24 protein-coding genes are annotated in these 26,170 nt (G+C 60.9%); 13 read left to right on the top strand and 11 right to left on the bottom strand.

Features of this window, described 5'->3' with window-relative positions; genetic code table 11:
* Window positions 1-89 precede the first annotated feature (89 nt).
* The 9 genes from bioF (at window position 90) to ACX3YD_RS01675 (ending at window position 11,355) form a co-directional block, all read left to right on the top strand.
* The gene (gene bioF, locus ACX3YD_RS01635) at window positions 90-1,268 is read left to right on the top strand and encodes an 8-amino-7-oxononanoate synthase (protein ID WP_103404140.1); all 1,179 of its coding nucleotides are present in this window, start codon (window positions 90-92) and stop codon (window positions 1,266-1,268) included.
* Window positions 1,261-1,992, top strand: coding sequence for an alpha/beta fold hydrolase (locus tag ACX3YD_RS01640; protein WP_458959148.1), 732 nt, complete (start codon window positions 1,261-1,263; stop codon window positions 1,990-1,992). Before bioF ends, ACX3YD_RS01640 begins: the two co-directional genes overlap by 8 nt.
* Entirely contained in the window at window positions 1,985-2,797 is an 813-nt protein-coding gene (bioC, locus tag ACX3YD_RS01645) for a malonyl-ACP O-methyltransferase BioC (RefSeq protein ID WP_458959149.1), read from the top strand. Before ACX3YD_RS01640 ends, bioC begins: the two co-directional genes overlap by 8 nt.
* Window positions 2,794-3,474, top strand: a complete 681-nt coding sequence (gene bioD / locus ACX3YD_RS01650) for a dethiobiotin synthase (RefSeq protein ID WP_103404137.1) — start codon at window positions 2,794-2,796, stop codon at window positions 3,472-3,474. The genes bioC and bioD overlap by 4 nt, the downstream gene beginning before the upstream one ends.
* A gap of 107 nt (window positions 3,475-3,581) precedes the next feature.
* Window positions 3,582-3,878 carry a pyrroloquinoline quinone biosynthesis protein PqqE gene (locus ACX3YD_RS01655; protein ID WP_103404136.1) on the top strand — a complete coding sequence of 99 codons (297 nt, stop codon included), beginning with the start codon at window positions 3,582-3,584 and terminating at the stop codon, window positions 3,876-3,878.
* A 278-nt stretch (window positions 3,879-4,156) separates the two neighbouring features.
* A complete protein-coding gene (locus tag ACX3YD_RS01660) occupies window positions 4,157-5,962 on the top strand; it encodes a phenylacyl-CoA dehydrogenase (RefSeq protein ID WP_103404135.1) in 1,806 nt (601 codons plus the stop codon).
* Window positions 5,963-6,213: 251 nt separating this feature from the next.
* Complete coding sequence (locus ACX3YD_RS01665) at window positions 6,214-7,506, top strand: GGDEF domain-containing protein (RefSeq protein WP_103404134.1); 1,293 nt, start codon at window positions 6,214-6,216, stop codon at window positions 7,504-7,506.
* 86 nt (window positions 7,507-7,592) lie between these two features.
* Entirely contained in the window at window positions 7,593-9,389 is a 1,797-nt protein-coding gene (locus ACX3YD_RS01670; RefSeq protein ID WP_458959150.1) for an acyl-CoA dehydrogenase C-terminal domain-containing protein, read from the top strand.
* A 187-nt stretch (window positions 9,390-9,576) separates the two neighbouring features.
* A complete protein-coding gene (locus ACX3YD_RS01675; RefSeq protein WP_103404132.1) occupies window positions 9,577-11,355 on the top strand; it encodes an acyl-CoA dehydrogenase C-terminal domain-containing protein in 1,779 nt (592 codons plus the stop codon).
* A gap of 227 nt (window positions 11,356-11,582) precedes the next feature.
* Here ACX3YD_RS01675 and ACX3YD_RS01680 read toward each other — a convergent pair whose 3' ends face one another.
* Entirely contained in the window at window positions 11,583-12,512 is a 930-nt protein-coding gene (locus ACX3YD_RS01680) for a LysR family transcriptional regulator (protein WP_103404131.1), read from the bottom strand.
* Window positions 12,513-12,681: 169 nt separating this feature from the next.
* On the opposite strand from ACX3YD_RS01680, the gene ACX3YD_RS01685 reads away from it, so the two are divergent.
* The 4 genes from ACX3YD_RS01685 (at window position 12,682) to ACX3YD_RS01700 (ending at window position 15,131) form a co-directional block, all read left to right on the top strand.
* Window positions 12,682-13,965 carry an aspartate aminotransferase family protein gene (locus ACX3YD_RS01685; RefSeq protein ID WP_458959151.1) on the top strand — a complete coding sequence of 428 codons (1,284 nt, stop codon included), beginning with the start codon at window positions 12,682-12,684 and terminating at the stop codon, window positions 13,963-13,965.
* Between the two features lie 253 nt (window positions 13,966-14,218).
* The gene (locus ACX3YD_RS01690) at window positions 14,219-14,575 is read left to right on the top strand and encodes a type II toxin-antitoxin system RelE/ParE family toxin (RefSeq protein ID WP_458959152.1); all 357 of its coding nucleotides are present in this window, start codon (window positions 14,219-14,221) and stop codon (window positions 14,573-14,575) included.
* The gene (locus tag ACX3YD_RS01695; protein WP_090466753.1) at window positions 14,568-14,888 is read left to right on the top strand and encodes a helix-turn-helix domain-containing protein; all 321 of its coding nucleotides are present in this window, start codon (window positions 14,568-14,570) and stop codon (window positions 14,886-14,888) included. The genes ACX3YD_RS01690 and ACX3YD_RS01695 overlap by 8 nt, the downstream gene beginning before the upstream one ends.
* Before the next feature lie 84 nt (window positions 14,889-14,972).
* Window positions 14,973-15,131 (top strand): YqaE/Pmp3 family membrane protein, encoded by a 159-nt coding sequence (locus tag ACX3YD_RS01700; RefSeq protein WP_003228885.1) that lies wholly within the window; start codon window positions 14,973-14,975, stop codon window positions 15,129-15,131.
* 49 nt (window positions 15,132-15,180) lie between these two features.
* On the opposite strand, the gene ACX3YD_RS01705 is transcribed toward ACX3YD_RS01700, so the two are convergent.
* From ACX3YD_RS01705 to ACX3YD_RS01750, 10 genes are all read right to left on the bottom strand, one after another.
* The gene (locus tag ACX3YD_RS01705) at window positions 15,181-17,004 is read right to left on the bottom strand and encodes an alpha/beta hydrolase family protein (protein WP_458959153.1); all 1,824 of its coding nucleotides are present in this window, start codon (window positions 17,002-17,004) and stop codon (window positions 15,181-15,183) included.
* Window positions 16,970-18,109, bottom strand: coding sequence for a pyrroloquinoline quinone biosynthesis protein PqqE (gene pqqE, locus ACX3YD_RS01710; RefSeq protein WP_259334686.1), 1,140 nt, complete (start codon window positions 18,107-18,109; stop codon window positions 16,970-16,972). The genes ACX3YD_RS01705 and pqqE overlap by 35 nt, the downstream gene beginning before the upstream one ends.
* A complete protein-coding gene (pqqD, locus tag ACX3YD_RS01715; RefSeq protein ID WP_458959154.1) occupies window positions 18,102-18,377 on the bottom strand; it encodes a pyrroloquinoline quinone biosynthesis peptide chaperone PqqD in 276 nt (91 codons plus the stop codon). Before pqqD ends, pqqE begins: the two co-directional genes overlap by 8 nt.
* The gene (pqqC, locus tag ACX3YD_RS01720; protein ID WP_458959155.1) at window positions 18,374-19,126 is read right to left on the bottom strand and encodes a pyrroloquinoline-quinone synthase PqqC; all 753 of its coding nucleotides are present in this window, start codon (window positions 19,124-19,126) and stop codon (window positions 18,374-18,376) included. Before pqqC ends, pqqD begins: the two co-directional genes overlap by 4 nt.
* A gap of 134 nt (window positions 19,127-19,260) precedes the next feature.
* Window positions 19,261-20,172: a pyrroloquinoline quinone biosynthesis protein PqqB gene (gene pqqB, locus ACX3YD_RS01725; RefSeq protein ID WP_458959156.1), complete on the bottom strand. Its 912-nt coding sequence runs from the start codon at window positions 20,170-20,172 to the stop codon at window positions 19,261-19,263.
* An 86-nt stretch (window positions 20,173-20,258) separates the two neighbouring features.
* Window positions 20,259-20,333, bottom strand: a complete 75-nt coding sequence (pqqA, locus tag ACX3YD_RS01730; protein ID WP_009045898.1) for a pyrroloquinoline quinone precursor peptide PqqA — start codon at window positions 20,331-20,333, stop codon at window positions 20,259-20,261.
* 154 nt (window positions 20,334-20,487) lie between these two features.
* Window positions 20,488-22,908: a pyrroloquinoline quinone biosynthesis protein PqqF gene (gene pqqF, locus ACX3YD_RS01735; RefSeq protein WP_458959157.1), complete on the bottom strand. Its 2,421-nt coding sequence runs from the start codon at window positions 22,906-22,908 to the stop codon at window positions 20,488-20,490.
* A gap of 38 nt (window positions 22,909-22,946) precedes the next feature.
* Window positions 22,947-23,741, bottom strand: a complete 795-nt coding sequence (locus ACX3YD_RS01740; protein ID WP_103404123.1) for a carbon-nitrogen hydrolase family protein — start codon at window positions 23,739-23,741, stop codon at window positions 22,947-22,949.
* A 12-nt stretch (window positions 23,742-23,753) separates the two neighbouring features.
* Window positions 23,754-25,436 (bottom strand): flavin monoamine oxidase family protein, encoded by a 1,683-nt coding sequence (locus ACX3YD_RS01745; protein ID WP_047534184.1) that lies wholly within the window; start codon window positions 25,434-25,436, stop codon window positions 23,754-23,756.
* Window positions 25,437-25,657: 221 nt separating this feature from the next.
* Window positions 25,658-26,119: an Lrp/AsnC family transcriptional regulator gene (locus ACX3YD_RS01750; protein ID WP_007980298.1), complete on the bottom strand. Its 462-nt coding sequence runs from the start codon at window positions 26,117-26,119 to the stop codon at window positions 25,658-25,660.
* Between the last annotated feature and the right edge of the window lie 51 nt (window positions 26,120-26,170).

Consider the following 26,170-nt stretch of genomic DNA (forward strand, 5'->3'; position numbering starts at 1 on the left):
TACCCCGCGGCGTCCTCAAGCCCATCGCGAGCAAGCTCGCTCCCACACGGAACCGCGATTGCTTCTGAAACCTGACCATCGAGGCCTGCATGTCTTTCGATCTCGCCGCACGCCTTGCTGCCCGTCGTGCCGACAATCTCTATCGTCAGCGTCCGCTGCTTGAAAGCCCGCAAGGCCCGCAAGTGGTGGTCGATGGTCAGCCGTTGCTGGCGTTCTGTAACAACGATTACCTGGGCCTGGCCAATCACCCGCAAGTGATCGAGGCCTGGCGCGCTGGCGCGTCGAAGTGGGGCGTCGGCGGCGGGGCCTCGCATCTGGTGATCGGTCACAGCGGTCCCCATCACGCGCTGGAAGAAGCGCTGGCCGACCTGACCGGTCGTCCACGCGCCTTGCTGTTCACCACCGGCTACATGGCCAACCTCGGCGCAGTGACGGCGTTGGTGGGGCAGGGCGATACAGTGCTCGAAGACCGGCTCAATCACGCGTCGTTGCTGGACGCCGGGCTGTTATCCGGCGCGCGCTTCAACCGCTATCTGCATAACGATGCGGTGAGCCTGGCCAAGCGCCTTGAGAAGGCGACCGGCAATACGCTGGTGGTCACCGACGGCGTGTTCAGCATGGACGGCGACATCGCCGACTTGCCGGCGCTGGCCCGGGAAGCCAAGGCCAAAGGCGCCTGGCTGATGGTCGATGACGCCCATGGTTTCGGTCCGCTGGGGGCCAACGGTGGCGGCATCGTCGAACATTTCGGCCTGAGCCAGGACGAGGTGCCGGTGCTGGTCGGCACCCTTGGCAAGGCGTTTGGCACCGCAGGCGCCTTTGTCGCTGGCAGTGAGGAGCTGATCGAAAGCCTGATCCAGTTCGCCCGCCCCTACATCTACACCACCAGCCAGCCTCCGGCCCTGGCGTGCGCCACCCTGAAAAGCCTGGAGCTGCTGCGCAGCGAGCACTGGCGGCGTGAGCATCTGAAAACGCTGATCAGCCAATTCCGCCGAGGTGCCGAGCAGATCGGCCTGGAGTTGATGGACAGCTTCACGCCGATCCAGCCGATCATGGTTGGCGACGCCGGGCGCGCGGTGCGTCTGTCGCAGATGTTGCGCGAGCGCGGCCTGATGGTGACCGCGATCCGCCCACCGACCGTGCCCGCCGGCAGCGCCCGGTTGCGCGTGACCCTGACCGCCGCCCATAGCGAGGCGCAGGTGCAGCTATTGTTAGAAGGACTGGCCGATTGTTTTCAGCAACTGGGACCGGAGCCAAGTCATGCGTGATCGACTGATTCTGCTGCCCGGCTGGGGGCTCGGCGTTTCACCGCTGGAACCCTTGGCAGCGGCGTTGCAGGGCCTGGACGAGCACCTGCGTGTGGAGATCGAGCCGCTGCCGGAGCTGGAGTCGAGCGATCTTGAAGAATGGCTCGACGAACTCGACTCGACGCTGCCCCAGGACGCCTGGCTCGGCGGTTGGTCCCTGGGTGGCATGCTCGCTTGCGAATTGGCGGCGCGTCGCGGTGATCGTTGCTGCGGCTTGCTGACCCTGGCGAGCAACCCGTCCTTTGTCGCCCATGAACAGTGGCCGAGTGCGATGCCCGGCGAAACCTTCGATGCGTTTCTGGCAGGCTGTGCCGCCGACCCACGGATGACGTTGAAACGCTTTTCACTGCTCTGCGCGCAAGGTGCCGAAGACCCGCGCGGCTTGTCGCGTTTGTTGCTCGGTGGCGCGCCCCATACGTCGGTGCCGGTGTTGATGAGTGGCCTGGAGTTGCTCGCACAACTGGACACACGGCCAGCGTTGCAGGCGTTTCGCGGCCCGCAGTTGCATCTGTTCGCCGGCCTCGACGGGCTGGTGCCGGCCGAAGCGGCGGGCGACTTGCTGGCGTTGCTGCCGGATATCGAAATCGGTCTGATTGAACAGGCCAGCCACGCGTTTCTTCTGGAAGACCCCCACGGTGTGGCGGGGGCGATCCAGGCCTTTTTGCATGAGTCCGGTGATGACTGATTTATCCCTTCCCGTTCCACCCGGCGGTTTGCCCGACAAGCGCCAGGTCGCGGCGTCCTTTTCCCGTGCGGCGGCGAGCTACGACAGTGTGGCCGAGTTGCAGCGTGACGTCGGCAGCCAGTTGCTGCGTCGTTTGCCGGATGATTTCGTGCCGGGGCGTTGGCTGGATCTTGGGTGTGGCACCGGGTATTTCAGCCGTGCGCTGGGCGAGCGGTTTCCCGCCAGTCACGGCGTGGCGCTGGATATTGCCGAGGGCATGCTCAAGCATGCCCGGCCGTTGGGCGGCGCCACGCATTTCATCGCGGGCGATGCCGAGCGTTTGCCGCTACAGGATTCGACCTGCGACCTGATCTACTCCAGCCTGGCAGTGCAGTGGTGCGAGGACTTCGCGTCGGTGCTCGGCGAGGCCAGGCGCGTGCTGAAGCCGGGCGGTGTTTTCGCATTTGCTAGTCTGTGCGTGGGCACGTTGTTTGAATTGCGCGACAGCTGGCGGCAGGTGGACGGCATGGTCCACGTCAACCGCTTCCGCGAGTTCGCGGTTTATCAACGCTTGTGCGCGGCCAGTGGTCTGCAGGCGATCAGCCTGGAAACCCGGCCCCATGTGCTGCATTACCCCGATGTGCGCAGCCTGACCCATGAGCTCAAGGCGCTGGGGGCGCATAATCTGAATCCTGGTCGGCCGGGCGGTTTGACAGGCCGGGCGCGGATTCTGGGTTTGATTGAGGCTTATGAGCAGTTTCGTCAGGCCCAGGGACTGCCGGCGACTTATCAAGTGGTGTATGCCGTTTTGGAGAAACCCTTATGAGTGCAGCCTATTTCATCACCGGCACCGACACCGATGTCGGCAAGACCACGGTAGCCGCCGGGTTGCTGCATGCGGCGCGTTCGGCGGGCCTGAGCACCGCGGCGGGCAAGCCGGTTGCTTCCGGTTGCGAGGTCACCCCCAAGGGCTTGCGCAATGCCGATGCATTGGCGCTGCTGGCGGAGTGTTCACTGCCGTTGACTTATGCACAGGTCAACCCGGTGGCGTTCGAACCGGCCATCGCTCCGCACCTGGCCGCCCGAGAGGCGGGCGTGGCGTTGACGGTGCAGTCCCTGTTGACGCCGATGCGGCAGATTCTCGACAGGCAGGCCGACTTCACCCTGATCGAAGGCGCCGGTGGCTGGCGCGTGCCGTTGGCCGACCAGGCCAATTTGTCCGACCTGGCGATAGCGCTGGACCTGCCGGTGATTCTGGTGGTTGGCGTGCGCCTGGGCTGCATCAGCCATGCGTTGCTGACGGCCGAGGCGATTGCCCGGGACGGTTTGCAACTGGCAGGCTGGGTGGCCAACATCATCGATCCGAAAACCTCGCGGCTGGAAGAAAACCTGGCGACCCTCGCCGAACGAATCCCGGCGCCGTGCCTGGGACGTGTGCCGAAACTCAAGGTGGTGACGGCTGAAGCGGTGGCGGAGCATCTTCAGCTGGATCTGCTTGACTAGGCTTTACCTATGACAAGGCACTGTGCCATTAGTGTTTTTGTCGGGTGTTTTGCAACCGGCTCTGGTTCAATGCGCACTCTTGATCCTTTGCAAAGACGGGTTCTCCCATGGAAATCTCAGGAAGCACCGCTTTTTATGCCGGTCTGAGCACTATTCAGACAGGGCAGAACCGTGTCGACCAGGCCGCCAGTCAGATCGCCAACACGACGATCGAGCGCTCGGTGACCAGCCAATCGTCAGAAGCTCAAGTCGATCGGTTGCGTTCGGTCGATCGTAGTCAGCAATCGGACCTGGCCAGCAACGTGGTCGAGCTGTCCCAAGGCAAATTTCAGGTGGAGCTGGGGGCCAGGGTGGCCAAGGCATCCGATGAAATGCTCGGTACGCTGATCGATACGTTCGCCTGATTCCTCGCTGAATCTGCACCTGAGACGCCGCGACCATTCGCGGCGTTTTGCTGTGTAAGTCCTTCTTGCCAAAAATAATCTTTCCGATACGGCGTGTTGCTCGGTCAACGGCGTTGCGCATCGGTGCGTCCGCCATTCCCGAACAGTGATGACGAACGGCAAAAGATCGGCGCTTGACAAGATTTGGGCGTAAACGTATGTTTCAAACAGCTGTTTGACCGTCATAACAAATCGATACGGTCGCTCATTCCCGGTTACATCAGCAGAGGTTTATCGCTATGCCTGACTACAAGGCCCCCTTGCGTGATATTCGCTTCGTTCGTGACGAACTGCTTGGCTACGAAGCGCACTATCAGAGCCTTCCGGCTTGCGCAGACGCAACTCCGGACATGGTTGACGCCATTCTCGAAGAAGGCGCCAAGTTTTGTGAGCAGGTGCTGGCTCCGCTGAACCGCGTGGGTGACATCGAAGGCTGCACCTGGAGCGAGTCCGGCGTTAAAACCCCGACCGGTTTCAAAGAAGCCTACAAGCAATTCGTCGAAGGCGGCTGGCCAAGCCTGGCCCACGACGTGGAACACGGCGGCCAGGGCCTGCCGGAGTCCCTGGGTCTGGCGGTGAGCGAAATGGTCGGCGAAGCCAACTGGTCGTGGGGCATGTACCCAGGCCTGTCCCATGGCGCGATGAACACCATCTCCGAGCACGGCACCCCAGAGCAACAACACGCCTACCTGACCAAACTGGTGTCCGGCGAATGGACCGGCACCATGTGCCTGACCGAACCGCACTGCGGCACCGACCTGGGCATGCTGCGCACCAAGGCCGAGCCTCAGGCTGACGGTACCTATAAGGTGTCCGGCACCAAGATCTTCATCTCGGCCGGTGAACACGACATGGCCGACAACATCGTCCACATCGTGCTGGCCCGCCTGCCGGATGCACCGGCCGGCACCAAAGGCATCTCGCTGTTCATCGTGCCGAAATTCCTGCCGAACGAAGACGGTTCGATCGGCGCGCGTAACGCGGTGTCCTGTGGTTCCCTGGAACACAAGATGGGCATCCACGGCAACGCCACGTGCGTGATGAACTTCGACGCGGCCACCGGTTTCCTGATCGGCCCGGCGAACAAAGGCCTGAACTGCATGTTCACCTTCATGAACACCGCACGCCTGGGTACCGCGCTGCAAGGTCTGGCTCACGCCGAAATCGGTTTCCAGGGCGGCCTGAAATACGCTCGTGATCGCCTGCAAATGCGCTCGCTGACTGGCCCGAAAGCGCCGGACAAAGCCGCTGACCCGATCATCGTGCACCCTGATGTGCGTCGCATGCTGTTGACCATGAAGGCCTTCGCCGAAGGCAACCGTGCGATGGTGTACTTCACCGCCAAACAGGTCGACATCGTCAAGTACGGTGTGGACGAAGAAGAGAAGAAGAAAGCCGACGCTCTGCTGGCCTTCATGACGCCAATCGCCAAAGCCTTCATGACCGAAGTCGGTTTCGAATCGGCCAACCACGGCGTGCAAATCTACGGCGGCCACGGTTTCATCGCCGAGTGGGGCATGGAGCAGAACGTTCGCGACAGCCGCATTTCGATGTTGTACGAAGGCACCACCGGTATCCAGGCACTCGACCTGCTGGGCCGTAAAGTGCTGATGACTCAAGGCGAGGCTCTGAAAGGCTTCACCAAGATCGTCCACAAGTTCTGCCAGAACAACGAAGGCAACGAAGCGGTCAAAGAGTTTGTCGCACCGCTGGCTGCACTGAACAAGGAATGGGGCGAGCTGACCATGAAGGTCGGTATGGCCGCCATGAAGGATCGCGAAGAAGTCGGCGCGGCCTCCGTGGACTACCTGATGTACTCCGGTTACGCCTGCCTGGCCTACTTCTGGGCCGACATGGCGCGTCTGGCTGCGGAAAAACTGGCTGCCGGCACCACCGAACAGGCGTTCTACACCGCCAAGTTGCAGACTGCGCGTTTCTACTTCCAGCGCATCCTGCCGCGTACCCGCACTCACGTGGCAACCATGCTGTCGGGCGCCAATAACCTGATGGACATGAAAGAAGAAGACTTCGCGCTGGGCTACTAAGCCTTAACGCTGTCGTGCAAAGAGCCGCCATTCCTTCGGGACTGGCGGTTTTTTTTCGGCAATGCTCAAGCGACAGCGGGACTCGTCCAGCGTGTCGGGGCTTCCCCTGCGTCACTGGCAGACCGTTCGTCGACAGTGATGCTCTTTTTTACAAAAATACCTCAGTAATTCACTCAGCAATCCGGAGATTTTGCCGTTAAAGTGGTGGGCACATTGCCATCTTTTTTGATTTGACGGTCGGAGCTTTACCCTTGCCGCGTTCTTCCGCTGTACGTTTCAGTCATTTCCTGCCGTCATTACTGCTGTTGTTCGCGGGACTTGCGGCTGCTTACGTCAAGGATCTGAACGTCTTCTTCACTTCGCTGTTCAACGTGCTGCCAACCCTGGTGCTGTTGCTCGGCGGTTCTTACTGCGCGGTGTACCGACGTCAGCGTGAACTGTTTCTGATGGTCACGGTGTACATCGCCTACTACCTGCTCGACACCCAGACCGACTACTACCGCGATAACGGCAAGGTGCGCGATGACGCGGCTGTGGTCTTCCACTTGTGTTGCTTGCTATTGCCGTTGTTATTCGGCGTATTCGCCGCCTGGCAGGAGCGTACGCATCTGTTCCAGGACATGGTGGCGCGCTTCGCCGTGTTGCTGGCCGTGGGCAGCGTGGCGTTGGGGCTGGAGCAAAGTTACCCGCATGCGCTGTTGATCTGGCTGTCGGAGATCCGCTGGCCGGCGTTGCACGGTGCCTGGATGAGCCTGATCCAATTGTCCTACCCGGTGTTCATCGGTTCGTTCCTGCTGCTGGTGTATCAGTACTGGCGCAATCCGCGACCGCTGCACGCCGCGCAATTGGTGGGCTTGCTCGGACTGTTCTGGATGTTGCCGAAAACCTTCATCCTGCCATTCACCCTGAACATCATGTGCAGCCAGGTGATGCTGATGATCGCCGCCGCCGTTGCGCACGAGGCCTATCAGATGGCGTTCCGCGATGAACTCACCGGTCTGCCGGGGCGTCGTGCCTTGAACGAGCGCATGCAGCGACTGGGGCGCAACTACGTGCTGGCCATGAGCGATGTCGACCACTTCAAGAAATTCAACGATACCCACGGTCATGATGTCGGTGACCAAGTGCTGCGACTGGTCGCCAGCAAACTGTCGAAAATCGGTGGGGGTGGCAAGGCGTATCGCTATGGCGGTGAGGAGTTTGCCCTGGTGTTCGCCGGCAAGACCCTCGAAGAGTGCATGCCGCACCTGGAGGTCATCCGCGAATCCATCGCCACCTATAACATTCATCTGCGTAACCAGGACAGCCGTCCGCAGGACGATAGTCAGGGACGCCAGCGCCGTTCGGGCTCCAATGCTTCGAGCGTGTCGGTCACGGTGAGCATCGGCGTCGCCGAGCGCATTGAACAACGCACCCCTGAAGAAGTGCTTAAATCCGCGGATCAGGCGCTCTACAGCGCCAAGGGTGCCGGCCGAAACTGTGTCATGGCATTCGGTCAGACTCGTCGGGGCGCGGTTCGCATGGACGCCGCTGCGGTTGAGTGATGATGGCGCATTCAGCGTCTGGACTGTGATTGTGAGGCGTGGTCGGCAGCAGTAGGTTTGAGTCATCTGCTGCCGGAGAAATGACCATGCCCGAGTACAAAGCTCCCCTGCGCGACATGCGCTTTCTGATCGACCACGTCTTCGACTTTCACAGCAATTACGCCGCACTGGGGGCTACTGACGCCAGTGCGGACATGGTCAGTGCGATTCTTGAAGAGGGCGCGAAGTTCTGCGAGAACGTGCTGTCGCCACTCAACCGCAGCGGTGACGAAGAGGGCTGCCATTTCGACAATGGCGTAGTGACTACCCCGAAAGGCTTCAAGCAGGCTTTCGCCCAGTATGTGGAAGGCGGCTGGCATGGCCTGGCGGCTGACCCGGCCTACGGTGGCCAGGGTCTGCCGAGCTCTCTGGGGCTGGTCATCAGCGAAATGGTGGCGTCGAGCAACACGTCCTGGGGCATGTACCCCGGCCTGACTCACGGCGCCATGTCAGCGATCCACGCCCATGGCACCGACGAACAGAAACAGACCTACCTGCGCAAACTCACCGCGGGCCAATGGACCGGCACCATGTGCCTGACCGAAGCCCATTGCGGCACGGACCTGGGCATCATCAAGACCCGCGCCGTGCCCCAGGCCGATGGCAGTTACGCGATCTCCGGCAGCAAGATTTTCATCTCTGCCGGCGAACACGACATGAGCGACAACATCGTTCATCTGGTGCTGGCGAAGCTGCCGGACGCACCGGCCGGCACCAAGGGCATTTCGCTGTTCATCGTGCCCAAATTCCTGCCCGATGCCGCCGGTGAGGCTGGCGAGCGCAACGGTGTTTCCTGCGGCTCCATCGAACACAAAATGGGCATCAAGGCGTCGGCCACCTGTGTGCTGAACTTCGACGGCGCCAAAGGTTTCCTGATCGGCGAGCCGAACAAGGGTCTGAACTGCATGTTCACCATGATGAACCATGCGCGTCTGGGCACCGGGATGCAGGGCTTGTGCCTGGGCGAGGCGAGTTTCCAGGGCGCGATCAAGTACGCCAACGAGCGTTTGCAGATGCGCGCGCTCACCGGCCCCAAAGCACCGGACAAAGCGGCCGACCCGATCATCGTCCATCCGGACGTGCGCCGGATGCTGCTGACCATGAAGGCCTTCAACGAAGGCAATCGCGCACTGACGTACTTCACTGCGCAATTGCTGGATGTTGCACACCTGAGCGCAGACCAAACCGCACGCCAGGACGCTGAAGACTTGCTGGCGTTCCTGACGCCGATCTGCAAGGCCTTCATGACCGACACCGGCCTGGAAGTGACCAACCTCGGCATGCAGGTGTTCGGTGGTCATGGCTTCATTCGTGAATGGGGCATGGAGCAACTGGTGCGCGATTGCCGCATCGCGCCGATCTACGAGGGCACCAATGGCATTCAGGCACTGGACCTGCTGGGGCGCAAGGTCCTGGGCAGCCAGGGCAAGTTGTTGCGCGGCTTTACCAAGATCGTGCATAAGTTTTGCGCGGCGAACGCCGAACATCCGCAGTTGGCCAGCTATGTGGCGCAACTCAATGGCCTGAACCAGCAGTGGGGCGAATTGACGACCAGGGTCGGCATGGCGGCGATGAAGAATCCGGATGAAGTGGGTGCCGCTTCGGTGGATTACCTGATGTACAGCGGCTACATCATCCTTGGCTATTTGTGGCTGCGCATGGCACTGGTGGCCCAGGCACGGCTGGAAGCGGGCAGTGGCGATGCGGATTTCTGCAAGGCCAAACTGGCGACCAGCGAGTTTTACTTCAAGCGCCTGCTGCCCCGTACAGCCGCTCATCGGTCGGCGATCGAGGCGGGCAGCGACTGCCTGATGCAGCTGCCGGCGGAGTTGTTTGCGCTTTAATCTTTAAAACCAGTGACAAAGGAGCCCGCGTAATTGCGGGTTTTTTTATGACTGCGCGGTCGATGACCAAACATTACAAAATGGTCACCGCCTGACCCTATGTGTCACAAAAGTTGTTGAGTTACACTCGGACACAACGAAAATACTCCCCCTACGATTCACCCGTTTAGATCTTGCGAGGTTTGCCATGGCTGACTACAAAGCGCCCCTGCGCGATATGCGTTTCGTCCTCAATGAAGTGTTCGAGGTCGCCAAACTCTGGGCCGAGCTGCCTGCGTTGGCCGAAACCGTCGACGCGGAAACGGTCGAGGCCATCCTGGAAGAAGCCGGCAAGGTCACCAGCAAAAGCATTGCGCCCCTGAGCCGTGCCGCGGATGAAGAAGGTTGCCACTGGGCGGACGGTGCCGTTACCACGCCGGCCGGTTTCCCGCAGGCTTATCAGACTTACGCCGAGGGCGGCTGGGTCGGCGTGGGCGGTGATCCGGCCTACGGCGGCATGGGCATGCCCAAGGCCGTTTCGGCTCAGGTCGAAGAAATGGTCAACTCTGCCAGCCTGGCGTTCGGTTTGTACCCGATGCTGACGGCCGGTGCCTGTCTGTCGATCAACGCTCACGCCAGCGAAGAACTGAAAGCCGCCTACCTGCCGAACATGTACGCCGGTGTCTGGGCCGGTTCCATGTGCCTGACCGAGCCGCATGCCGGTACCGATCTGGGGATCATCCGCACCAAGGCCGAACCTCAGGCCGACGGTTCCTACAAGGTCAGCGGCACCAAGATCTTCATCACCGGCGGTGAACACGACCTGACCGAGAACATCATTCACCTGGTGCTGGCCAAACTGCCGGATGCCCCGGCCGGGCCGAAAGGCATTTCGCTGTTCCTGGTGCCGAAGTTCATGGTCAATGCCGATGGCAGCCTGGGCGCGCGCAACCCGGCCAACTGCGGTTCGATCGAACACAAGATGGGCATCCAGGCGTCCGCGACCTGTGTGATGAACTTCGACCAAGCCGTGGGTTATCTGGTGGGCGAGCCGAACAAAGGCCTGGCAGCCATGTTCACCATGATGAACTACGAGCGTCTGGGTGTCGGCATTCAAGGCCTGGCGACGGGCGAGCGTTCCTACCAGAACGCCATCGAATACGCCCGTGACCGCCTGCAAAGCCGTTCGCCGACCGGCGCGCAGAACAAGGACAAAGTGGCCGACCCGATCATCGTCCACCCGGACGTGCGTCGCATGCTGTTGACCATGAAAGCATCGAACGAAGGCGGCCGCGCTTTCTCGACTTACGTGGCCATGCAACTGGACACTGCCAAGTTCAGTGAAGACGCCACGACCCGCAAGCGTGCGGAGGACCTGGTGGCGTTGCTGACGCCGGTGGCCAAGGCATTCCTGACCGATCTGGGTCTGGAAACCACCGTACATGGCCAGCAGATTTTCGGCGGCCACGGCTACATCCGCGAATGGGGCCAGGAGCAACTGGTGCGCGACGTGCGCATCACCCAGATCTACGAAGGCACCAACGGCATTCAGGCGCTGGACCTGGTCGGGCGCAAGATCGTCGGCAGCGGCGGGGCGTTCTACAAACTGTTCGCTGACGAGATTCGTCATTTCACCGCCACGGCCAGCGCCGACCTGGTGGAGTTCACCAAGCCGCTGAACGATGCCGTGACGACCCTCGATGAGCTGACGGCGTGGTTGCTGGATCGGGCAAAAAACAACCCGAATGAAATCGGCGCCGCGTCGGTCGAATACCTGCAAGTGTTTGGCTACACGGCCTACGCCTACATGTGGGCACTGATGGCCAAGGCTGCTTTCGGCAAAGAATCGCAGGACGATTTCTACGCCAGCAAGTTGGGCACGGCACGTTTCTACTTCGCCCGGCTGCTGCCGCGAATTCATTCGTTGAGTGCGTCGGTGAAGGCTGGCAGCGAGTCGCTGTTCCTGCTGGATGCAGCGCAATTCTGAAGGTGTTGCGTCATGTAAGCATTCTCTTACACGACGTGCTGCACTTCTCCCATAGAAGCAGATTGGATCCACGGCTAATCTACTTCACATGGACGTAGCGCAGGAAGCGCAAAGCTACAACACGGACACGTAGGATTCTGCCAGGACGGCGGAGTGAAATGGATGTCAGGGAAACAGTCTGCAAAGCCCCGCTTCGGCGGGGTTTTCTTATGCCCGCAAAAAAGTACTCAGCTCAGTCCATCCAGTGCCGGTGGGGTGTTCAAGCGCTCATCCGGTCGATTTATCACTTCCTCCAGCAATGTTCGCAACAATGCCATCGAGGCCTGTTGCCGTTGCACATCCCGACACACCAGTCCGATTTTCAGCGGTACCCGGGGTTCACTCAGGGGTTTCCACAATAGGTCCTTGCTGCCGTGGGCTTTTTGCGAGCGCCCAGGCAATACCGTCGCCAATCGCGTGTGCGGCAGGCTGTCGAGAATCCCCGCCATGTTGTTCAGCTCGGCTTGTACCTGCGGGCGTCTCCCCATGCTGGCCAGTTGCGTTTGCCAGATCTGCCGCACTTGAAACTCCTCGCCCAGCAGCAACATGGGCAGCTCGGCGGCCTGGCTCATGGATACTTTCTTGAATTCCCGCAGCGGATGGTCCGCCGGGATGACCAGCGTCAGCTCATCTTCGTACAGCATCACGCCGTGCAAACCAGGCTGCCGGGGCGGCAGGTAGCTGATGCCGATGTCCAGCGAGCCATTGAGCAGGCGTCGCTCGACTTCCAGGCCGGTCAACTCATAGATCTGCACCACCAGATGCGGTTGCGCCTTGCGCACCCGTTCGAGCATCTGCGGCACCAGGCTGGTATGCACGGTCTGCAAAACGCCAATCGCCAGTGTGCGCAGCGCTTGCCCCTTGAAATTGCCCAGCGCCTCGCGCGCCCGTTGCAAGCCATCAAGCAGGGGCAAGGCGTGGTTGTACAGGGTATGTGCCGCCAGCGTCGGCAACAGTCGTTTGCTGCTGCGTTCGAACAGGGTCACGTCCAGCGATTGTTCGAGTTGCCGGATCTGCTGGGACAGCGCCGGTTGAGAGATGGACAGCCGCTCGGCAGCACGGCCCACATGGCCCTCTTCGTAGACCGCGACGAAATAACGCAGTTGTTTAAAATCCATAAGTAATACTTATCGAAAATGTTGAGAAATCGAAATGGCCAAAGGCCTTGCCTGAGCCTAGTCTAACCGTATTCACAAGGCTTACAGGGCCACAAAGCGCGATGATTACCGTTTGCTTCGATGGTGTTGACATAGGTAAGGCAAAAAATCCAAAACGGAGATTGAACGGATGAATTTGTTCAATCTGCGTCGTCACTCACCGAGCCTTGATGATCTAGTGGCGCACGCTTCCTTTCAGTCCAGGGGCGACAACCTTTCCAGTGAGTGCCTGATGCCCAGTGTCGAGCGACCGAAACAGGTTTTTGTCCGCGGCCAGGGCTCTTGGTTGTGGGACAACGATGACCGGGCTTATCTGGATTTCTCCCAAGGTGGTGGCGCCAACAGCCTTGGACACAGCCCCAAGGCACTGGTCAATGCCATCGCGACGCAGGCACAAACACTGATCAACCCCGGTTTCGGTTTGCATAACCGCGGCATGCTGAACCTCGCCGAGCGACTGTGTGTCAGCACCGGCAGCGACCAGGCCTACCTGCTCAACAGTGGCAGCGAAGCCTGTGAGGCGGCGATCAAGCTGGCGCGCAAATGGGGCCAACAGCATCGCGGCGGCGCTTCGCGGATCATCGTCGCCAATAACGGCTGTCATGGTCGCAGTCTGGCGACGATCTCCGCGTCAGACAGTTCGACGCAGGTTAACCGGTTCGAGCCGCAGCTGCCGGGCTTCAGCCACGTTCCGTTCAACGATCTTCCAGCGCTGCATGCGGCCGTGGATGAGCGCACCGTCGCCATCATGCTCGAGCCGATCCAGAGCGAAGCCGGCGTGATACCGGCGACCGCGCATTACCTCAAAGGCGTCGAGCGCCTGTGTCGTGAACTCGGCATCCTGTTGATCCTCGACGAAGTGCAAACCGGCATCGGGCGCTGCGGCACTTTGCTTGCCGAACAGTCCTACAGCGTGCGGGCGGATATCGTTGTGCTCGGCAAAGGGCTGGGCGGTGGCGTGCCCGTGGCGGCGTTGCTGGCGCGGGGCAAGGCCTGTTGTTTTGAAACCGGTGAAATCACCGGTACTCATCACGGCAATGCCTTGATGACAGCGGCGGGGCTCTCCGTGCTCGACAGCGTGCACGACAAGGGATTTCTTGAGCATGTCGGGCAAAGTGCCCAGCATCTGCGTGAAGGGCTGCAGCGTCTGGCGCGCCGTTATGGACACGGCGAGTTACGCGGACAAGGCCTGCTCTGGGGTCTGACCTTGTCCGATGATTCCGCCGACGCCGTGGTCAAGGCTGCACTTTACGAAGGCCTGTTGCTCAACGCCCCGCAACCCGACTGCCTGCGCTTCACACCGGCGCTGAATGTCAGCAAAGCCAACATCGACGAAATGCTCCTGCGACTGGCCCGTGCCTTCTCCCGTGTACGCACTGCCCAGTTGCAGTGCCGCAAAGGAATCGCCGTCTGATCAGATACACCCTGCACGAATCCCCGAACCGTCTCGCGGTATAACGCACGCCCCACGCTGGATTTTTTTGGCGTGGGGCGTTTTTTTTGTGGCTGGGTTTTGCCAGGCGTGTTCCGGCGCTTGAGGGATGCTTGGGTTAATGGTTTTTTAGTCGGGCGTCGGCAAGGAGTGTCGATGCCAGCGAAACTATGTGTTGGGAAGCTGGTTTTGAGTTCTATGCCACTGGGTGGTATGTTTTGCGGAAGGGATGCCGATGTCAGTAAGGTTATTCAAGGCAAAACGGTTCGCGATGCTTGCCGGGAAGGCGTGGATCAGCGATGAGGAGCTTCGGGAGGCATTCGTCGAAACGCTCAATGGGCAGGCGGACAATCTCGGCGGCGGGGTCTGGAAAAAGCGCTTGAACGCCAATCGCCATCGCTCGATTATCCTGGCTAAAGGTGGCCGTAATTGGGTTTATCAGTTTCTTTATGCCAAGAAAGACCTCAGTAATATTGGCCCCCGGCAATTGGTCGATTTACGCGAGTTAGCCAAGACTTACGGAGGGCTGACCGAGTTGGAAGTCCAGCGTTTGCTGGATATGCAGGAGTTTGTGGAGATACCTTATGAGTAAAAAATTCAAAAGTGAAATAGCGGAATCAATCCACGAATCGGCCAGCGCCTTGTACACCATCGGTGCAATCAGCAAGGCGACCATGCGTGAATTCGATGAGTCATGCCTCGCTACCGTACCGGACGCAATTCCCGCGGAGCAGATCAAAGCGCTGCGCGAACGCAACAATGTCAGTCAGCCGGTATTCGCACGGTACTTGAACACCAGCGCTTCAACGGTCAAGCAATGGGAGGCGGGGGCCAAACACCCCAGCGGCATGGCGTTGAAGTTGCTGAGTATCGTGCAGAAGCATGGCCTGGAGATCCTGGCTTGAGAAACGGGGCTGAACCCTGACCAGCGGCGCTGGTCGATTGTGTGTGAGGCTCGCATGAGCCGACTTCAATCAGGAGCTGACCCCATGGATTTCATTCGCATCATCATCGCCATTCTGTTGCCGCCGCTGGGCGTGTTTCTGCAAGTCGGGTTTGGCGGCGCGTTCTGGCTGAACATTCTGCTGACGTTGTGCGGTTACATTCCAGGCATCGTGCATGCGGTGTACATCATCGCCAAGCGTTGAGTTCGCGGCGTATCAGACATCGCGATCAGCGACTGGAGCACCGCCGATTTCAGCCGGCGTGCTCCATCACCCGTCGATAAAACAACCATTCCTGCTCCAGCGCATGGGCCTGATTGCCCGCCTTGCGAAAGCCATGGCGTTCGTCAGCGTAGTAATGGGCTTCGACGGCAATGCCGTTGTTCTGTAGCGCTGTGACCATCTCGCGGGTTTGCTCCGGCACCACCACCGCATCCAGTTCGCCCTGAAAGAAGATCACGGGCACGCTGATGTTGCTCGCATGCAGTAATGGCGTCCGTGCGGTATAGCGCTCGGCGTCTTGCACCGGATCACCGATCAGCCAGTCCAGATAATCCCCCTCGAACTTGTGGGTCGCCCGGCCCAGGGCGACAGGATCGCTGACCCCGTAGAGGCTGGCGCCGGCGCGGAAGACCTTGTGGAACGCCAGTGCGCACAGCGTGGTGTAACCGCCGGCACTGCCGCCACGAATGAACGCTCTGTCGCCGTCGATCAATCCACGTTCGGCGAGGTGACTGGCCACTGCGCAAGCGTCTTCGACGTCGACGTCGCCCCAGCTCAAATGCAGGGCCTGGCGATAGGCTCGCCCATAGCCGCTGCTGCCGCGGTAGTTGAGATCGGCCACGGCGAAACCCCGTTGCGCCCAGTACTGAATGCGCGGATCGAGCATCGGATAGCACGCTGATGTCGGGCCGCCGTGGATGAACACCACCAGCGGCGGTTTGGCCTCGCCCGTCATCGCCGGGTAGAAGAAGCCATGAGCTTCGCCCGAACCACTCGGGTAACGCAGGGTTTGTGGAAGGCTGATCTGCTCGGCAGGTAGTGGTGTGATGCCGCCGGCGAGTGTGTTCACCTCACGGGTCTGGCGGTCGATGGCGATCACCGCTGACGAACTGATCGGCGATGCCGCGATGCAGTAGATGAACTGGTTATCCACAGCGAGATGGCGGAAGCGGCTGTATTCGCCCGTGAAGTCCTCGTTGTTGTCGCCACACACCGCCAATCGGCCAAAACCACCTTCCGTCCAAGTGGCCAGATAGCCGGCCCCGCCCAGCGGCAGCCAGGTGCAGCCACCGAGTTGCCAGGGCGCGGGACCATGATCGGCAGCGGCACTGGGTAACGGGCTCAATCCCTCGCTGGATTCCACCCAGGGTTGCCAGAAACCGCCGCGATCGGTCAGGCAATACAAGCGCCCGCTGTCGTCAAATCGTGGTTGTTGCAGAGACTCTTGAGCGTCGTCACCGGCGACGCAACAGGGCGGTGAAAACCCGCCATCGCGCTGGCGTTCGGCGACCATCAAGCGCGTCGCCGTCCAGGGCTGATGCGGGCGATCCCACTCGACCCAGGCCAGGCGACGGGCATCCGGGCTCAGCGTGGGTGCCGCGTAAAAATCCGCACCCTCGGCCAATAAATGCCGTCCGCCGTCCGTCAGATCAATCGCCACCAGGCGATGTCGGTCGCGGTTCTCTTCTACCGCCAGCACTTGACCCTGGGCGAACTGAAGATCGCCATAACGGCACACCCCTGATGTCAGCACTTCGGGTTCGCCCTGCAACGATTGCCGATACAGTTGCTGGTCGGCCTCGTTGACGAAAACGACGCCGTCGTCAGTCAGACAAAACGCGCCACCGCCATATTCGTACACCCGACTGCGCACACTGAACCCTGGTGGCGTCAGACATTTCGCCGTGCCATTGCGCCAGTGCCAGATTCGGCAGGCGCCATCTTGCGGGCGGTATTCGTTCCAGAACAGGCCGTTGGCGCCGGCCTGCAACTCGGCAAAGTCGACACCGGCGGCGACGGCGTTGGCCGCGCTGAAGGGTTCAGCTTTTGGCGATGAGGCGTGAGTTTCGTTCATTGCGAAAGGCCAGTTGGTCGATGGTCTGAGTGGCGTGCCCGGCATCTTCGCGGGCCTGGAGGATCACGCCGTGATGGTGCGATTTACTGCACACCGGGTCGGCGTTGCTCGCATCACCGGTGAGCATGAACGCCTGGCAGCGACAGCCGCCGAAGTCCTTTTCTTTCTCGTCGCAGGAGCGGCAGGGCTCAGGCATCCAGTCGTAGCCGCGAAAGCGATTGAAGCCGAACGAGTCGTACCAGATGTGCTGCATGCTGTGGTCGCGCACGTTGGGAAACTGAACCGGCAGTTGTCGGGCGCCGTGACAGGGCAGTGCGGTTCCGTCCGGGGTGACCGTCAGAAAAATACTGCCCCAGCCGTTCATGCAGGCTTTCGGGCGTTCTTCGTAATAGTCCGGGGTGACGAAAATCAGCTTGCACGGATGACCTTCGGCTTCGAGTTTTGCCCGGTATTCGTTGGTGATGCGTTCGGCGCGCACCAGTTGCTCTTTGGTCGGCAACAGGCCCACGCGGTTGAGCTGTGCCCAGCCGTAGAACTGGCAAGTGGCGAGTTCGACGAAGTCCGCTTCCAGCGCAATGCACAGCTCGATGATGCGGTCGATCTGGTCGATGTTGTGCCGATGGGTCACGAAATTGAGCACCATCGGATAGCCGTGGGCCTTCACCGCGCGGGCCATTTCGAGCTTCTGCGCGAAGGCCTTTTTCGACCCGGCCAGCAGGTTGTTCACCTGCTCGTCGCTGGCCTGGAAGCTGATCTGGATGTGATCGAGGCCGGCCTTTTTGAAGTCGCTGATTTTCTGCTCGGTCAGACCGATGCCGGAGGTGATCAGGTTGGTGTAGAAGCCCAGCTTGCGCGCCTCGGCAATGAGCTCGGCGAGGTCCTGGCGCACCAGCGGTTCGCCGCCGGAGAAACCCAGTTGCGCCGCGCCCATCTCCCGGGCCTCGCGAAATACCTTGATCCACTGCTCGGTGCTCAGTTCCTTGCCCTGCTCGGCGAAGTCGAGGGGGTTCGAGCAGTAGGGGCATTGCAGCGGGCAGCGGTAGGTCAGCTCGGCGAGCAGCCACAGTGGCAGACCAACCTCAGGCTTGGGCGGCAGATCAGTCAAGGGTGATCCAGTGCTGCGCACGGGCAACCTCCATGAATTGCTCGATGTCGTCACTGAGTTCGGGCACGCCGGGGAACTGGTTGTCGAGCTCATTGATGATCGCCGCGACATCGCGCTGGCCATCGATCAAGCCACCGATCAGCGCGGCGCTTTCATTGAGTTTGATCATGCCTTCGGGGTACAGCAGCACGTGGCCTTTCTGCGCCGGTTCGTACTGGAAGCGGTAGCCGGGCCGCCAGGTCGGGGTCTTGCTGCGATCGAAACTCATAAGGTGATTCCTTTATGCCAGACCCGTTGTTCGGTCACGCTGTGATATGGCGGGCGCTTGAGTTCGTAAGCCATGCTCATGGCATCGAGCATGCTCCAAAGAATGTCCAGTTTGAACTGGAGAATTTCCAGCATGCGCTCCTGGCCCTCGCGCGTTGTGTAGTGCTGCAGGGTGATGGCCAGGCCATGCTCGACATCGCGTCGCGCCTGACCCAGGCGCGTGCGGAAATACTCGTAGCCGGCCGGGTCGATCCACGGGTAATGCTGCGGCCAGCTGTCCAGGCGCGACTGGTGGATCTGCGGCGCGAACAGTTCGGTCAACGAACTGCTGGCGGCTTCCTGCCAACGGGCGCGGCGGGCGAAGTTGACGTAGGCGTCCACGGCGAAACGCACGCCGGGCAGTACCAGTTCCTGGGAGCGCAGTTGATCCGGGTCGAGGCCGACGGCCTGACCGAGGCGCAGCCAGGCTTCGATGCCGCCGTCCTCGCCGGGCGCACCGTCATGGTCGAGCAGGCGTTGAATCCACTCGCGACGGATTTCGCGGTCCGGGCAGTTGGCCAGAATGGCGGCGTCCTTGAGCGGGATGTTCACCTGATAGTAAAAGCGATTGGCGACCCAGCCCTGAATCTGCTCGCGGGTCGCCCGGCCTTCATACATCGCCACGTGGTAAGGGTGATGGATGTGGTAATAGGCACCCTTGGCGCGCAGGGCGGCTTCGAATTCGCTGGGGGACATTGGAGTGTCAGTCATGTCTGTTCTCCGGGAACAAGCATTGGGATCTCAGGCGTCTGGTCTTCAGTCATCGCTGGCAAGCCAGCTCCCACAGGGTTTTGCGGTGTTCACAGCACCGGTGGGAGCTGGCTTGCCAGCGATGGGGCCATCAGTTACAGCACAATACTCATGCCGTCATACGCCACTTCAACCTGGCGCCGATCCAGTTCCGCGCGTTGCGGCGAATCTTCATCGAGAATCGGGTTGGTGTTGTTGATGTGGATAAGGACTTTACGCTGAGTGGGCAGTTGCTCCAGCACTTCGAGCATGCCGCCGGGGCCACTCTGCGCCAGGTGACCCATCTCCCGCCCGGTGCGGGTGCCGACGCCACGGCGCTGCATTTCGTCGTCGTCCCACAGCGTGCCGTCCACCAGCAGGCAATCGCTGCCGGCCATGATCTCCAGCAACGGCGCATCGACCTTGCCCAGGCCCGGTGCGTAGAACAGTTTGCCGCCCGTGTTGAGGTCTTCGACGATCAGGCCAATGTTGTCGCCCGGGTGCGGGTCGAAGCGATGGGGCGAGTAGGGCGGCGCGGCGCTGCGCAGCGGCAGCGGGGTGAAGCGCAGGTTGGGGCAGGCCGGGACGCTGAAGCTCTGATCGAGCTCGATGCGGTTCCAGGTCAGGCCGCCGTTCCAGTGGGTCAGCATGTTGAACAGCGGGAAACCGCTGCTCAGGTCTTCGTGGACCATGTCCGTGCACCAGACCTGGTGCGGACACCCTTCACGCAGCATGAGCAAGCCGGTGGTGTGGTCGATCTGGCTGTCCATCAGAATGATCGCGCTGATCCCGGTATCACGCAGCGCGCGGCCGGGTTGCATCGGGGCGAAGCTCTGGAGTTGGGCGCGGATGTCCGGCGAGGTGTTGCACAGCACCCAATTGACCCCGTCATCGGAGATCGCGATCGACGATTGGGTACGCGCCCTGGCATTCAGGCTGCCGTCGCGAAAACCGGCGCAGTTCGCGCAGTTGCAGTTCCATTGGGGGAAACCGCCGCCCGCGGCGGATCCCAGGATCTGGACAAACATGGAGGCTCCCATCATTCAACAGCTGAAAATAAAAACGCCTCGGCAAACCGAGGCGTTGGACCGCATGTTCTGCCTGGCGGCAGGACTCAACGGCTGGCGAAGTACATGGTGACTTCAAAGCCGATACGCAGGTCGGTGTAAGCAGGTTTGGACCAGGACATGGAGCGCTCCTTCAGGTGATGGGACAGTTGAGATCTATACATATAGTCCACCTCCAGCGGGAGATGTTCAGATAGTTAGGCAGCTATGTTACTTAAAATTTCACAATAATTGGCCGCAAATGTTCGAGAAAGTTAATTGCGGCCCCAGTAACGATCATTTTGTCACTTGCCAGGGCGAACCGGGGCAACTCCCGTTGGACAGGCAGCGCCAGCCGCCTTCGGCCTGTTTCAGGCGTTGGGCAGCGGCGATGAGTGTCGGTCGATCAACCAGCAGAATTGCCTGGGGCAGTTGACTCAGATAATCCGACGAGCGGCCCGCCAGTTTGCCCTGCCACAGCAGTTCGGCCGCTTGGGCGTCGGGCAACACGGTACTGGCGAACTGGTCGGCCAGGGTCTGGCGCAGGGCGATGAAGCGCTCGTCATCGATGTCCCGGATCATCGGCGGTAACCCGTCCAGGAACTGCTCGATGTGTTGCAGCAGGTCGACCGGCTCGACACTGGGTGATTGCACACCGAATAGCAGTCCGGTCTGCCCGTGCATCTGGCGCAAGGCACTGAACACCGCATAGCCGAGTTGCAATTCCACCCGCAGGCGCTGGTAGAACGGCGTCTGGCAGACGTGTGCCAGCAGGCGCCACGCGGCTTCGTCAACGATCGCTTCGCTCGCGGATGGGCAGAACAACAGCAATGCGTGTTCGCTGGAACCGGTATCGATGGTGCTCCACAGATAGTGCGACTGGCTCGATGGCGGCGGTGTCAGCTGACTGTCCGGCGTGCCGGGGATGCGGCTCAATGCCACGCCCATGGCCGCTTGGGTCTGCGCCGACAAGCCTATCGCCAAGCCATCCCAGCGGGCGCCTGACCAGAGTTGTTGCAGATCATCCGAGCGTGCGCAGGGCGCGAGGCAGCAACCGGGCAGCGCCTTGAGCAGCTGCCGAATGGGCATCAACGCTGATTCATCCTGCGAACCGGCGATTTCAGGTTTCGCCAGCGCTTTCAGCACATGCTCCAGTACAACGGGCATTGGCTCCTGCAGTCCGGTCATCTTCAGCAACCATTCATTGCCCGAGGCGGTGAACGAGACATCCACACCCGCCTGCCGCGCCTCTTCGCGCAATGGTTGCAGATGATTGTCCAGACCCGATTGCAGGAGAGTGCTCGGTGCCGCATCAAGACGCCAACGCAGATACACGGCCCCTTGTGCACCGCTGTCCGACAACGCCTGGCTGAACTGCATGGGCGAGCGTTCGCGACGAGTGCGCGAGCGATCCTGGGCAAAGGTGCGCAAGCCACGGTGTGCGCTGGTCTGGCCACGAATCAGGCCGGCGTTGGGGGCGGGCGCGTCGGAGCGCAGGAACGGATTGGGTGTCGGCAGTTGCCATTGACCGCTGAAGTTATCCACAGCGCCGATTTGATTCAGCACGTGCCTGAGAGCTGTCACCCCCTGTTCGGATAACCCGGCTTCGCGTTGTTCGCTGTCCAGTCGGGCCAGTTGCAGGGCTGTGCTGACGTGCTGCTGGCGTTGCAGCAGGGTCGTGTATTCGGTGCTCAACGCGCTCCAGTCTTGCCGGGCGAAAAAGCCCAGCCAATCCAGCAACTGCTCGCGAATCGCCGTTGAAGGTACACCGGCACTCAGCGTGAATTCAATATGCAACAAGGCTTGCCCGGCAAATTGATACAGCGGCGCCGCTTTCAGGTGAGTGGCCCAGCCCCGGTCGCGTAAACCGGCCAGCAGCCCACCGGGCTTGGCGCTGTTGAGCCAATGGCACAGGAACGCCAATGCGTCAGCCGATGAGTCGAGCAGTGCTTCGAGGGCGAACAACTGATGCAGGCGATGGGCGTCCACCTGTTGATAACGGTTGTCGGCAGTGCTCATCAGAGGCGCAGGCGCTTGTTGCGCGATCGTGCTGCCCGCAGGTATCGCATCAGCAAAAGCCTGGGCCAGCGCTGTCAGCTCTTCGAGACTTTGCGGGCCCGCCAGGCTCAGCGTCATCTGCCCGGCTTGATAAAAGCGCTGATAAAAATCCTGCAAGGCGTGCTGAAACTCGGGTTGCGATACCGGAAGGCTGTCGCGGTTGCCGGCGTGAAAGCCGCGCAATGGATGCGTTTCACTCAGCCCGTTGAACAGCGCCAGTTGCTGTTGGGCCGTGGCGTCCTGGGACCAGGCGATAAACTCGGCCTGCAGCACTTCTCTTTCGCGCTGCTGATCGTCCGGATTCATGCGCGGGTGAGCGAGCATGTCTGACAGACGCTCCAGCCCACCGGCCAATGCCTGCGTCGGCAATTCGAAGAAGTAGTCGGTGGTGCGCTCATTGGTGCGCGCGTTGACCTGTCCACCATGACCCTGGACGTAGGCCATCAACCCCTGGCCCGCAGGAAAACGCTCGGTGTGCAAAAACAGCAGATGCTCGAGAAAGTGTGCCAGGCCGGGCCAGGCCAGCGGCACATCATGGCTGCCCGCGGCGACTCGCAACGCCGCTGCGCAGCGCTTCAAATCCGGCGCATGACGCAGCGTCACCCGCAGACCGTTGGCCAGGGTTTCAGAAGGGGGGCGAGGGTGATTCAGCGCAGGCATGGGCACTTCCAGAACAGTGAAGTGCCAATGCTAGCGGATTAGTGCTTGTTCAGCGCGTCGTAAAGCTCGGGGCGGCGATCGAGGAGGTAGCGATTGGCGGCGCGGGAATCGACCATCAACTGACGATCCAGCTCACCGACGATCAATGCCTCATCAAGGCCGGCCTGGGCGATGCGGCTGCCGTCCGGTGCGGCGATGCTGCTCTGGCCGCAGTAGTGGATGTCGCCTTCGTGCCCGCAGTAGTTGGCGTAGGCCACGTAACACTGGTTTTCAAAGGCGCGGGCGCGGACGGTGACATCCGCGATGAAATCGAAGGGAATCATGTTCGCCGTCGGCACCAGGATCAGCTCGGCGCCCTCGAGGGCCAGGCGCCGGGCATTTTCCGGGAACTCCAGGTCGTAGCAGATCAGGAAACCGAGCTTCCAGCCGTTGAGCTCAACGACCGGAAAATCGTTGGTGCCGGGGCTGAACATCGAGCGGTCGAGGTCGCCGAACAGGTGCGTCTTGCGGTAGTTGCACAGGCGTTCGCCATTGGCGTCGATCAACTGCACGGCGTTGTAGATCTGCCCGTCCTCGGTGCGCTCGGGATAGCCATACAAGATGGCGATCCCGGCCGCCTTGGCGATGCGCGCGACCTGTTGCGCCGACTCACCGTTGTACACCTCCGCCAGCACGCTGACGGCATCGACGCCAATGTTGTAGCCAGTCAGGAACATCTCCGGCAGCACCAGCAAATCGGCGCCTTTAGCCTCCAGCGCAAGCTGGTGCAAGCGTTGCAGGTTGCCGGCAACCTCCAGGGGCAACGGTGGACATTGGTAAAGGGCTACGCGCATTTCGGATTCCTCTTACTCGGGCAGGGCGATCGGTCCGATCTCGTTGAACACATCACCTGGACCCGGGTTCTCGGCGTGAGTTGCACCGCCGAAGTGTTTCATGATGCCCCATACCGCGTTGAGCGACGTCTGCACGGCGCCTTCGACCCAGGCCGGCGTCCACGAAACATCGTCACCGGCAATGAAGATCCCGCGCTGTTCTGCTGGCATGTCTTCCTGCATGAAGTGCGCGTACATGCGCTGGTTGTAGCGGTAGTGGCCGGGCAGGGCGCCTTTGAAGGCACCGAGGAAATGCGGGTCGGCTTCCCAGGACACAGTGATTGGATCGCCGATGATGCGCGCGGCGATGTCGACTTTCGGGTAGATCTTTTTCAGTGCATCCAGCGCCAGCTTCACGCGTTTTTCCACCGGGTGCGGGAGCATTTTCAGCGCATCGCTCATCCACGAGTACGACAGGCAAATCACCCCCGGCTTGTCGTCGCCGTTGTCGAACAGGTAGGTGCCACGGGTCAGGCGATCGGTGAGGGTCATGCTCATCAGGTCGCGGCCGGTTTCCGGGTCCTTGTCCTTCCAGAACGGACGGTCGACCATCACGAAGGTTTTCGACGATTGCATGTAGCGGGTACGGTCCAGGGCCATCCACATCTTTTGCGAGAACAGGGTTTCGTCGCATTCGATCTGGGTGGTCAGCAGCCAGCTCTGGCAGGTGGTCAGCACCGCGGCATATTCGCGGGTGTCGCCGTTGTTGTCGGTCACCGCAAAACGGCCACCGGGGGCATGGGCGATTTTTTTCACGCCGGAGCGCGGGGCGCCCCGGTGCAACGATTTAAGGCTGGTGCCTTCAGGCCAGTGCACGCAACGTTCCGGCACATGACGCCAGATCCCTTGCGGTACTTGCTCGACACCACCGACCACCAGGTGCTGGTGGTCGTCGCAGTTGGTCATGACCACGCGGAAGATTTCCAGCATCGAGTTCGGGAAGTCCGAGTCCCAGCCGCCGGTGCCGAAACCGACCTGGCCGAACACTTCACGGTGATGGAACGACAACTTGGCGAATGCCTTGGACGTGGCGACGAAGTCGTAGAACGTGCGGTCGTCCCACAGTGGCACCAGGGTATTCCACAGTTCCTTGAGGCGTGGCACATCGCGGTCGCGAATGGCCTGCTGGATTTCGCCGAAGCGCGAGCCGTCTTCCAAGGCATCGGCCCAGGCGTCAGCCACTTCCTGGAACAGTGCAGGAAGATCCGCCAGTTTCTGTGCGTAATGGGTTTGGCCTTCCAGGTCGATCACGGTGCTGCCGGAGGCAGGCGTCAGCGGGTTAGGGAAGGGTTTGGTCTCAAGACCGAGTTTGTCGACGTAGTGGTAGAACGCGGTGGACGACACCGGGAAGCGCATGCCGCCCAGTTCGGCGACGATGCCATCGGTCCCGTTGAAGGTCTGTGAGCGCAGGCGGCCGCCCATCTTCGACGCTTCGTAAACCACCGGCTTGAGGCCGAGTTTCATCAGTTCATAAGCCGCCACCAGCCCGGCGATGCCGGCGCCAACGATTGCCACTTCGGCACCATGGTTATGCTCGGGAATGCTGCCCAGCCCGGCCGGGTGTTCGATCCAGTCGTCGAAGGCGAAAGGAAAATCCGGGCCGAAAATGGTGACTGGTTTCTTACCGTCTGCAGGGTGGCGATTGTTCTTGTTCATGGCTGACCTTACTGGCGACCGGACGCAGGGTGCGCGTCTGAGTATAGGAAAAGATGCCGGCCATTCTAGAGAGCGTGGAACACGTTAATAAGACGCAAAGTGTCGTCGTTTTGCCAGATTAATGATCAATATGACGATTGTGCTGTGCACACTGTCCGTTGTGGGAGCGGACGTGCCCGCGAAGAGGCCCGATCAGATAACGACTATCTACGGGTGGAACCTCAAACCGGCTGCCCCCGATCAATCTTGCTGCTCAAGATGATTGAGGTCGTGGTCTTCTCCACCCCGTCGACACTGCCGATCTGATCCAGCAACTGGTCCAGCTGCTCCGGCGAATCAGTCCGCAGCCACGCCACATAATCAAATTCGCCACTGACGGCACACAACTGCTGCACCTGTGCCATCGCACTCAGGCGTCGCAGCACTTCCTTGCCGGAGCGCGGCTGCACGGTAATCCCCACGTACGCCTGCAATCCGCCGTCGACCACACGCTGACCCAGGCGAACGCCATAACCGGTAATCACTTTGGCTTTTTCCAGGCGTGCCAATCGCGAAGTGACGGTGGTGCGCGCGATGCCTAGTTGCCGGGCAAGCATGGCCACGCTTTCGCGGGCGTTGATCTGCAGGGCCGCGATCAGCTGGCGGTCGATTTCATCAAGAACGGGCGGGCGAGTGTCAGGCAAAGGTTGTCTCCAACGGGACAGAGCATTGGGCACGCATGTTACCGCCACATC

Source organism: Pseudomonas fluorescens group sp. PF-1 (genome assembly GCF_054481335.1).

What these genes read in the sequence shown, in the direction of transcription:
- bioF (WP_103404140.1), top strand. Translation starts at nt 90, where the DNA reads ATGTCTTTCGATCTCGCCGCACGCCTTGCTGCCCGTCGTGCCGACAAT.
- ACX3YD_RS01640 (WP_458959148.1), top strand. Translation starts at nt 1,261, where the DNA reads ATGCGTGATCGACTGATTCTGCTGCCCGGCTGGGGGCTCGGCGTTTCA.
- bioC (WP_458959149.1), top strand. Translation starts at nt 1,985, where the DNA reads ATGACTGATTTATCCCTTCCCGTTCCACCCGGCGGTTTGCCCGACAAG.
- bioD (WP_103404137.1), top strand. Translation starts at nt 2,794, where the DNA reads ATGAGTGCAGCCTATTTCATCACCGGCACCGACACCGATGTCGGCAAG.
- ACX3YD_RS01655 (WP_103404136.1), top strand. Translation starts at nt 3,582, where the DNA reads ATGGAAATCTCAGGAAGCACCGCTTTTTATGCCGGTCTGAGCACTATT.
- ACX3YD_RS01660 (WP_103404135.1), top strand. Translation starts at nt 4,157, where the DNA reads ATGCCTGACTACAAGGCCCCCTTGCGTGATATTCGCTTCGTTCGTGAC.
- ACX3YD_RS01670 (WP_458959150.1), top strand. Translation starts at nt 7,593, where the DNA reads ATGCCCGAGTACAAAGCTCCCCTGCGCGACATGCGCTTTCTGATCGAC.
- ACX3YD_RS01675 (WP_103404132.1), top strand. Translation starts at nt 9,577, where the DNA reads ATGGCTGACTACAAAGCGCCCCTGCGCGATATGCGTTTCGTCCTCAAT.
- ACX3YD_RS01680 (WP_103404131.1), bottom strand. Translation starts at nt 12,512, where the DNA reads ATGGATTTTAAACAACTGCGTTATTTCGTCGCGGTCTACGAAGAGGGC.
- ACX3YD_RS01685 (WP_458959151.1), top strand. Translation starts at nt 12,682, where the DNA reads ATGAATTTGTTCAATCTGCGTCGTCACTCACCGAGCCTTGATGATCTA.
- ACX3YD_RS01690 (WP_458959152.1), top strand. Translation starts at nt 14,219, where the DNA reads ATGTCAGTAAGGTTATTCAAGGCAAAACGGTTCGCGATGCTTGCCGGG.
- ACX3YD_RS01695 (WP_090466753.1), top strand. Translation starts at nt 14,568, where the DNA reads ATGAGTAAAAAATTCAAAAGTGAAATAGCGGAATCAATCCACGAATCG.
- ACX3YD_RS01700 (WP_003228885.1), top strand. Translation starts at nt 14,973, where the DNA reads ATGGATTTCATTCGCATCATCATCGCCATTCTGTTGCCGCCGCTGGGC.
- ACX3YD_RS01705 (WP_458959153.1), bottom strand. Translation starts at nt 17,004, where the DNA reads ATGAACGAAACTCACGCCTCATCGCCAAAAGCTGAACCCTTCAGCGCG.
- pqqD (WP_458959154.1), bottom strand. Translation starts at nt 18,377, where the DNA reads ATGAGTTTCGATCGCAGCAAGACCCCGACCTGGCGGCCCGGCTACCGC.
- pqqC (WP_458959155.1), bottom strand. Translation starts at nt 19,126, where the DNA reads ATGACTGACACTCCAATGTCCCCCAGCGAATTCGAAGCCGCCCTGCGC.
- pqqB (WP_458959156.1), bottom strand. Translation starts at nt 20,172, where the DNA reads ATGTTTGTCCAGATCCTGGGATCCGCCGCGGGCGGCGGTTTCCCCCAA.
- pqqF (WP_458959157.1), bottom strand. Translation starts at nt 22,908, where the DNA reads ATGCCTGCGCTGAATCACCCTCGCCCCCCTTCTGAAACCCTGGCCAAC.
- ACX3YD_RS01740 (WP_103404123.1), bottom strand. Translation starts at nt 23,741, where the DNA reads ATGCGCGTAGCCCTTTACCAATGTCCACCGTTGCCCCTGGAGGTTGCC.
- ACX3YD_RS01745 (WP_047534184.1), bottom strand. Translation starts at nt 25,436, where the DNA reads ATGAACAAGAACAATCGCCACCCTGCAGACGGTAAGAAACCAGTCACC.